Origin of the sequence: Streptomyces sp. NPDC005574 (assembly GCF_040605435.1) — a bacterium.
Classification (GTDB): Bacteria; Actinomycetota; Actinomycetes; order Streptomycetales; family Streptomycetaceae; genus Streptomyces.
Genome location: NZ_JBEXCW010000072.1, coordinates 36,385 through 43,592, shown reverse-complemented (window position 1 = coordinate 43,592; position 7,208 = coordinate 36,385). Strand labels below are relative to the sequence as shown.

The 7,208-nt window shown below is 72.2% G+C and carries 8 protein-coding genes; 1 reads left to right on the top strand and 7 read right to left on the bottom strand.

The annotated features are described in order from the left end of the window. Positions 1 to 56 precede the first annotated feature (56 nt). From ABZT03_RS32255 to ABZT03_RS32240, 4 genes are all read right to left on the bottom strand, one after another. Positions 57 to 896, bottom strand: a complete 840-nt coding sequence (locus tag ABZT03_RS32255) for a class II glutamine amidotransferase (protein WP_356045989.1) — start codon at positions 894 to 896, stop codon at positions 57 to 59. A 39-nt stretch (positions 897 to 935) separates the two neighbouring features. Next, positions 936 to 1,415, bottom strand: a complete 480-nt coding sequence (locus ABZT03_RS32250) for an SHOCT domain-containing protein (protein ID WP_356045987.1) — start codon at positions 1,413 to 1,415, stop codon at positions 936 to 938. Positions 1,416 to 1,533: 118 nt separating this feature from the next. Next, positions 1,534 to 2,892: a hypothetical protein gene (locus ABZT03_RS32245; RefSeq protein ID WP_356045986.1), complete on the bottom strand. Its 1,359-nt coding sequence runs from the start codon at positions 2,890 to 2,892 to the stop codon at positions 1,534 to 1,536. 222 nt (positions 2,893 to 3,114) lie between these two features. After that, positions 3,115 to 3,777 (bottom strand): DUF308 domain-containing protein, encoded by a 663-nt coding sequence (locus ABZT03_RS32240; RefSeq protein ID WP_356045985.1) that lies wholly within the window; start codon positions 3,775 to 3,777, stop codon positions 3,115 to 3,117. A gap of 195 nt (positions 3,778 to 3,972) precedes the next feature. Between ABZT03_RS32240 and ABZT03_RS32235 the strand changes: the two genes are divergently transcribed. Beyond that, on the top strand, positions 3,973 to 4,542 hold the full coding sequence (locus ABZT03_RS32235) for an ion channel (RefSeq protein ID WP_356045983.1): 570 nt from the start codon (positions 3,973 to 3,975) through the stop codon (positions 4,540 to 4,542). Positions 4,543 to 4,623: 81 nt separating this feature from the next. Here ABZT03_RS32235 and ABZT03_RS32230 read toward each other — a convergent pair whose 3' ends face one another. The 3 genes from ABZT03_RS32230 to ABZT03_RS32220 all read right to left on the bottom strand — a co-directional run bounded on the left by ABZT03_RS32230 (position 4,624) and on the right by ABZT03_RS32220 (position 7,204). After that, entirely contained in the window at positions 4,624 to 4,821 is a 198-nt protein-coding gene (locus ABZT03_RS32230) for a hypothetical protein (protein WP_356045996.1), read from the bottom strand. A gap of 144 nt (positions 4,822 to 4,965) precedes the next feature. Then, positions 4,966 to 5,484 carry a hypothetical protein gene (locus tag ABZT03_RS32225; RefSeq protein ID WP_356045981.1) on the bottom strand — a complete coding sequence of 173 codons (519 nt, stop codon included), beginning with the start codon at positions 5,482 to 5,484 and terminating at the stop codon, positions 4,966 to 4,968. A gap of 82 nt (positions 5,485 to 5,566) precedes the next feature. After that, positions 5,567 to 7,204, bottom strand: coding sequence for an MFS transporter (locus ABZT03_RS32220; RefSeq protein ID WP_356045979.1), 1,638 nt, complete (start codon positions 7,202 to 7,204; stop codon positions 5,567 to 5,569). Between the last annotated feature and the right edge of the window lie 4 nt (positions 7,205 to 7,208).

The following is a 7,208-nucleotide window of genomic DNA, read 5'->3' as shown; positions in this document are numbered from 1 at the left end:
CGGGGACGATGGTCCCCGGGGAGTCCCGCGCGCTTGCTGCGCCCCACCGGTGTCCGCTACGCGGCCATGGGGGTGAAGGGGAGCAGGTCCTGGTCGTCCTCTCCCGGGCGGACCACGCCGTAGGTGTTCTCTGGGACCTCGTTCCAGGCGCCGGGCAGGTCGCCCAGCGGCTCGGAGACGAAGAGGCGGGTGTCGTCGGATATCCCGCGGAGGAACGCCACGTCCGGGTGCAGCGCCCGGAGCGTCTCGACCTTGGTGCTGTAGTACAGCGAGCGGGAGGCACCCTGGCTGGAGTAGCGGAAGGCCCACAGGCCCCGCCCGTCGGTCACCGCCACCGTCATCTGCAGCGGGAACTCCACGCCGTGCCGGTGCCCGACCTCCTCCACCAGGCCCGCCATCCGCGCCACGGCGCCCGGCGGGTCCTTCTCCAGGCCGAAGGTGAGGGCCAGGAAGAACATCATCTCGGAGTCCGTCGACCCCTCGATGTCGAGGAAGAGGTCCGGGTCCACGACGAGGGCCAGGTCACGCCGCATCCGGTGGAATTCGGCGATCGCCCCGTTGTGCATCCACATCCAGTGGCCGTGCCGGAACGGGTGGCAGTTGGTCTGCTGCACCGCCGTCCCGGTCGAGGCCCGGATGTGCGCGAAGAACTGATGCGAACGGACGTGGTTGGCGATCTCCCGCAGGTTGCGGTTGCTCCACGCCGGGGCGGTGTCCCGGACGACCGCCGGAGTGTCGACGTCCGTCGCGTACCAGCCGACGCCGAACCCGTCGCCGTTGGTCGTCTCGACGCCCAGCTTGGAGTGCAGGCTCTGGTCGATCAGCGAGTGCGCCGGTCGGTAGAGGATCGCGTCGAGCAGGATGGGTGTTCCCGAGTAGGCCAGCCACCGGCACATCGGCTACCGCCTTCCTTGTGCTTTCTCGTGCGGGCGCCGTCAGCGGGCGGACGCGGTGGGGGCCGCGGGCGTGGCGCCGGTGCGTTCGGCGGGACCGGAGCCGCTCAGGACCAGTTCCTTGGCCCTGCGGAACTCGTCGTCCGAGATGTCGCCGCGGGCACGGATCTCGGAGAGCTTGGCGAGCTCGTCGACGCTGCTGGTCCGGCCGTCGCCGCCCTGTGCGGTCTGCCGGATGTAGCTGTCGAACGCCATCTGCTGGTCGCGCGCCTGCGCCACCTCACGCCGGCCCATGTTCTTGCCACGGGCGATCACGTAGACGAACACGCCCAGGAAGGGCAGGAAGACGACGAAGACCAGCCAGCCGCCCTTGGCCCAGCCGCTCATCGTGTCGTCCCGGAAGATGTCCACGACGATCCGGAACAGCAGAACGAACCACATGATCCACACGAAGAACACCAGCATGGACCAGAAGACGCTCAGCAGCGGATAGTCGTAGGCGAGGTACGTCTGCCCACTCATGTCTTTCCTCCGATCCGGGCCTTCGCCCGGCAGCAGTTCGATGACGTAGTCAGCGTGCCCGCGGCGAGCGCCGTCGTCCTCACCCGAGAAGGGTGAGCGTGCGGGCCGCCGCCCCGGCTCACGGGACCGCATCCCCGGTGCCCCGGGCGGTCCGGTCCGGTTCGGCGGCCGCGGCGGCCAGCACCGCCACCAGCGCGAGCACGATCAGGATCAGACCGACGACCAGCACCACCCCGCCGATCGTGGGGTGGTTCCAGAGCAGCAGCGTCAGCGCGCCCGCCCCGATGGCCACACCCGTGATCCAGGTGTGGTGGGTGCCGAGCCAGCGCCCGGCCGACCCGGTGCGCAGTCCGGCGCCGCTCAGCGTCCGGCCGGCCGCCGTGGCACCGCGATGGGTCATCGCCCGGGTCCAGCGGGCCGGACGCCCGGGGCCGTAGAGATAGGCCGTCAGCGCCACGATCAGGAAGACGACCAGCAGGGTGCGCGTGCTGTCCCGCAGGAAGCGCAGGAAGGTGTCGAAGATCGCGGCGGCGGTGTCGGGCGGCAGCGCGCCGACGGGCACCGCGTCCAGGTACACCCGTCGTACGACGGCCAGCGCGACGAGCAGCACCACCATCATCACGCTGACGCCGAGGGACGTGATCATCAGCATCAGGCGGTGTCCAGGGGCCGTCCACACCGTGAGGGCGCCGAGGGCGAGCACCACCAGGGGCAGCCAGGTGCCGAGGATGTCCAGCAGCCGCATCCCGTCCTGGGCCTTGCCCAGTTCCTCGGTGCGGAAGAGGGTGACCGTCCGTTCGCTGTCCGGGATGGCGGCCGCCTTGTCGAAGCCCCGGTCGACGAGGCGTTGCCGTACCTGGTCGACCACGGTGCCGATGTCGAGCTGGATGCTGTCCCCCTCGGCGCGCAGCGCGCCCTGCCCCTCGCCGGTGAGCATGCCGACCACGGCGGCGTGCGCCCGCCGGTTCGAGTCCTCCCACGCCTGCCGGAACGCGTCGCTGGTGACGACCCGTTCGACGTTGCGGCGCACCACCGTGTCGACCGCGGAGCGCAGCGGGGCTTCGAGCGCCTGCGCGCCCTGCACCACGCGGGGCGGGGACCCGGCGTCCTCGAGGACCTTGGTGAGCGAGTCCGTCACCGCCCTGACGTCGACCTTCTTCACCACCCGGGCGGTCAGCCGGTCGGTCACGGTCTTCTGTACGGCCGGGTCCGAGGCGAGGGGCGCGACGGTCTGCACGTACCGGTCGGTGTCGGAGACGATGTCGTTCACCCACACGGCGACGACGGCCAGGGGCGCCAGTACCAGGGTCAGCACCAGCAGGATTCCGGCACCCGCCCGGCGCAGTCCCTTGTGGCGCATTCCCGCGGCCCGGCGCAGCCGTTCGTACTCCGCCCGTTCCGCCGCGCTGAGCTCGGCACCGGACTGCGTGGTTCTCCCGGAGTGGGCCGGTTCGGGGGCGCTGCCCGACGGGTCCATGGCTCCTCCTCGAGGTCGGTGCCGTTCCCAGCCGCGGCCGGCTGTCGTCCATGAGGTGACGCGGCGTCAAGGCGCTGAGGGCGTACGGAAGTCGGGCGTCCGCGGTGGAGAGGCGGGGCCGGGACCCGTACGGTCACGAGGGAGCCGTACGACGGGACGGCGCGCGTCCTGCCGGGCGGTGGCCGCGCACCGGGCCGGGCGCCCGGGTCAGCGGGCCGGCGCTCAGACGGTGCCCGCCGGGTCCTGCTGCAGCGCGGCCCGCGACCTGCGCAGGGCGGCCCGCCACGCGAACGCGACCGCCACCTCGACCAGCCCCAGCAGCACGAGCCACAGGCCGAGCAGGCGGGTCAGCGCCAGGGCCGACTCGGCGGGCAGGGCGAGCACCACGATCCCCGCGAGAACCGCGATCACCGCGGCGCCGATGACGAAGCCGCGGTGGGGCAGGTCCTTGGCTGCGAGGGCCGTGTAGAGGGTGAGGATGCCGGACACCAGCCAGACGACACCGACGATCAGCGAGAGCGCGGCGATGGTCTGCAGCGGGTTGCGCAGGCAGAGCACTCCGGCCAGGACGTACAGCACCGCGAGGAGCAGGCTGGGCAGCCGCTCGCCGTGGTCGTCGCGGGCGAAGGTGGCGACGAACCGGAACGACCCGGTGACCAGCAGGTACAGGCCGATGAGGATCGCCAGCACGTTGAGGGTCTCGTCCGGCCAGACCAGTACCAGGATGCCCGGGACGAGGGTGGCGACGGCCGAGCCGAGGATCCACGTCCAGGACCGCCCGAGCTTCGCCAGCACCTCGGCGGGGTCGTCGGCGGCCGGAGGGGCCGCCCCGTCGGGCCTGTGTTCCGGTCCGGTACGCGATGCCGGATCACGCGACACGGTCATGGCTCCTCCTCGCACGATCCAACGGGTCGCATCCGGACCGCCGACGGGGCGGTGTGCGGTGACCTCACGCACCCAGACTCCCGCCGGCCGGCGGCGTCCGGATCACCCTCGACGGGTGATCCCGGCGCGTTTACCCGACGATGGGGTGGGACGCCGAGGCCGCGCCCGTGAGCGGCGGAACGGACGAAAAGACACATGGAAGATCCAGAGGCTGCCGGGAAGGGGCCGGCGCCGTCCGGTACGGCCCCTGTCCGGGGGCGAACCGGCCGGCGCGCGGCCGCCCTGGCGCTGGCGCGTGCGCTGGGCGTCACGGTGGGGCTGCTCACCGCGTACTACCTGCTGCCTCTCGACGAGAACGTCAGCGGCGGCACCTCTGTCCTGCTGGTGACCGGCCTGGTGGCGGTCGCCCTCGTCTTCGTGTGGGAGGTCCGCGCGATCGTCCGCTCGTCCCACCCGCGGCTGAAGGCCGTCGAGGCCCTCGCCGCCACGCTGGTGATGTACCTGGTGCTCTTCGCGAGCGGCTACTACCTGCTGGAACGCTCCACCCCCGGGTCCTTCAGCGAGCCGCTGACCAGGACGGACGCCCTGTACTTCACCATGACCACGTTCTCCACGGTCGGCTACGGCGACATCACCGCCCGCTCCCAGACCGGCCGGGTGGCGACGATGTTCCAGATGGCCGGCGGGCTGCTCCTGGTGGGCGTCGCCGCGCGGATCCTCGCCGGAGCGGTCCAGGCGGGCCTCCGCCGCCAGGGGCGGGAGTAGCGGGTGGAGGCGGGAACAACGGGCGGGGGCTCCGCACCCGCCCCGCGCCGTGGCCGTGGCACATGCTCCGCGTCCGGCCCGTCACTCCGGCAGTTGGCGCATCTCCATCACCCGTAGGCCCAGGGACTGGCAGCGGGCCAGGAGGCCGTACAGGTGGGCCTCGTCGACCACGGGGCCGAACAGGACGGTCTGCCCGGACATCAGCACATGCTCGAGTTCCGGGAAGGCACTGGTCAGCGTCTCGGACATATGTCCCTCGACGCGGATCTCATAGCGCATCAGCTGCTCTCCCCCGGTGGCCTGGGACAGGCGGGCCGCGCCCTTCGTCTGCCCTTCGATGGTCCGTCCCGCCACGCCGTACGACCTCACCCTGCGGAGGTGATACTCCCGCGCCCACGGGTGGTGAGCTGCGTCGACGCGTCGTCAGTGCGTGAGGAACAGCTTGAACGAGATGATCACGAGCCCCAGCAGGAGGTTGATCGAGGCCGCGGTGACCACCAGACGCCAGGCGGCACCCGCGTGCCGTGCCGCGGCCGCCGACCAGCCCACCTGCCCGGCCACGGCCACCCCGAGCGCCAGCCACAGGGCGCCGTCGACTCCGAGGCCGAGCAGCGGGCTGACGGCCACGGCGATCGCCGGCGGGCCCGACGCCTCGACGATCGGCCACTCCTCCCGGCAGACGCGCAGCACCACCCGGCGGCTCAGCTGCCGCTGCGCCAGGCGCTCGCCGAACAGCTGGGCGTGCACGTGCGCGACCCAGAACGCCACCCCGGTGAGCAGGAGCAGCAGCACGAGCTCCAGGTGCGGGAAGGAACCCAGGGTGCCGGCGCCGAGGATCACGGAGGAGGCGATCATGGAGCCGTAGACGCCACCGGTGTAGTCGGCGTCGGCGCCGCGCTCCCCCCGGTGGGGACGGGGTGTGGTCTGTCCGGCCGTGGCCATCGCGGCCTCCCTTCACGGTCGGGGCGCCGGGCCCCGGGAATCGGCGCGGCGGATCCTCGGTCCCGTCCGGCCGGCCGGCTCGTCACACACGGGGTGTCGGGTCGAGCGCGCCGGCGGGTGCCCGGCCGGTGTCGGGCCGTTTCGTGCGGCCCGCGCCACCGGTGGGCAGGTGCGGTGTGACCAGGAAGGCGGCGAGCGTGATGCCTCCGGTGGCGAGGATCGCGGCCCGCAGTCCGTCCAGCTGCGCCGTCGCGTAGGAGTCCGTGACGGCGTCGACCTCCGCGGGCGGCAGCCCGGCGTCCTCCGCCGCCGTGCGCACCTCGCCGGTGGGGACGAAGCTGATCCCGGCCTCCAGGGCGACGCTCGTCTGCTGCTGGGTCTCCGCCGACAGGCGCGGGTTGTCCTGCACCTGGGTGGTGAAGGCGTTCGCGAGGGCGCCGATGAGGATCGATCCGATGAGCGCGGTGCCCAGGGCGGAGCCCAGGTTCTGGGCGGTGAACTGGAGACCGCCGACCTCGCTGCGCTCCTCCTCGCCCACGCTCGACTGCACCACGTTGCCGAGCTGGGAGGCGAGCAGGCCGACGCCCACCCCGAGCAGGGCCATGGCTCCGGCGAACTGGGCGTCGTCGATGACCGGGTCGATGGTCGCCAGCAGCCACACGATGGCGGCGACCAGGATCACCAGGGCCAGCCGGACCACCTGGCGCGGTCCGGCGAAGCGTCCGAGCCGGGACGCGCCGAGGGAGGCGACGAGCATGGTGACGGACACGGGGAGCAGCCTCAGGCCCGTCTCGAAGGCGTTGAAACCCTGGACGACCTGGAGATAGAGCGGGATGGCGAAGAACAGTCCCAGCAGGATGAGGTTCTGGCTGAGCAGGGCCATCAGACCGGAGCGCAGCGGCGGAATCCGCAGCAGGGCCAGGTGGACCAGGGGGTCGGCACCGCGTGCCTCCCGGTGGCGTTCCCAGCGCACGAAGACGGCCAGTACGGCCACCCCGGCCGCGATGACGAAGAGCGTCGGCGCGAAGCCCAGCACGGTGAAGGGCGGGTTGCGGGGTTCCAGCCAGCCCCAGCTGCTGCTCTGCAGCACGCCGAGCACGCCGAGCGCCAGGCCGGTCGCGGAGAGCGCGGCGCCGACGCCGTCCAGCCGGGGGCGAGGGCCGGTCCGGGTGGTCTCCGTGATCGCCTTGCGCAGGCACAGGACGGCGGCGACGACCACGACCTCACCGGCGAAGACCAGCCGCCAGGTGAGGTACGTCGTCACCCAGCCGCCGAGCAGGGGGCCGACCGCGATGCCGGCGCCGGCGAGTCCGCCGATGACGCCGTAGGCGACGGCCCGGTCCCGTCCCCGGTAGGCCTCGGCGACCAGGGCCGCCATGGCCGGCAGCACCATCGCGGCGCCGAGCCCCTCGATGACCGACCAGCCCAGCACGAGGACCCACAGGGTGGGTGACACGGCGGTGAGGGCCGACCCGACGCCGTAGACCATGAGACCGAGGAGGAAGACGCGGCGGCGGCCGAGGATGTCTCCCAGCCGACCACCGATGATCATGAAGGCGGCCATGACCAGGGCGTACAGCGTGATGACGGCCTGGATGGCGGTGACCTCGGTGTCGAAGTCCTCGACCAGTTGGCTGATGGAGACGTTCATGACGGACGTGTCCAGGACCATCAGGAACTGGGCCGTGCCCAGGACGATCAATGCCCGCCAGTGCCTCACCGTG

Excerpts from the sequence above, each read along its gene's own strand:
- ABZT03_RS32255 (WP_356045989.1), bottom strand. The coding sequence starts at position 896 with ATGTGCCGGTGGCTGGCCTACTCGGGAACACCCATCCTGCTCGACGCG.
- ABZT03_RS32250 (WP_356045987.1), bottom strand. The coding sequence starts at position 1,415 with ATGAGTGGGCAGACGTACCTCGCCTACGACTATCCGCTGCTGAGCGTC.
- ABZT03_RS32245 (WP_356045986.1), bottom strand. The coding sequence starts at position 2,892 with ATGGACCCGTCGGGCAGCGCCCCCGAACCGGCCCACTCCGGGAGAACC.
- ABZT03_RS32240 (WP_356045985.1), bottom strand. The coding sequence starts at position 3,777 with ATGACCGTGTCGCGTGATCCGGCATCGCGTACCGGACCGGAACACAGG.
- ABZT03_RS32235 (WP_356045983.1), top strand. The coding sequence starts at position 3,973 with ATGGAAGATCCAGAGGCTGCCGGGAAGGGGCCGGCGCCGTCCGGTACG.
- ABZT03_RS32230 (WP_356045996.1), bottom strand. The coding sequence starts at position 4,821 with ATGCGCTATGAGATCCGCGTCGAGGGACATATGTCCGAGACGCTGACC.
- ABZT03_RS32225 (WP_356045981.1), bottom strand. The coding sequence starts at position 5,484 with ATGGCCACGGCCGGACAGACCACACCCCGTCCCCACCGGGGGGAGCGC.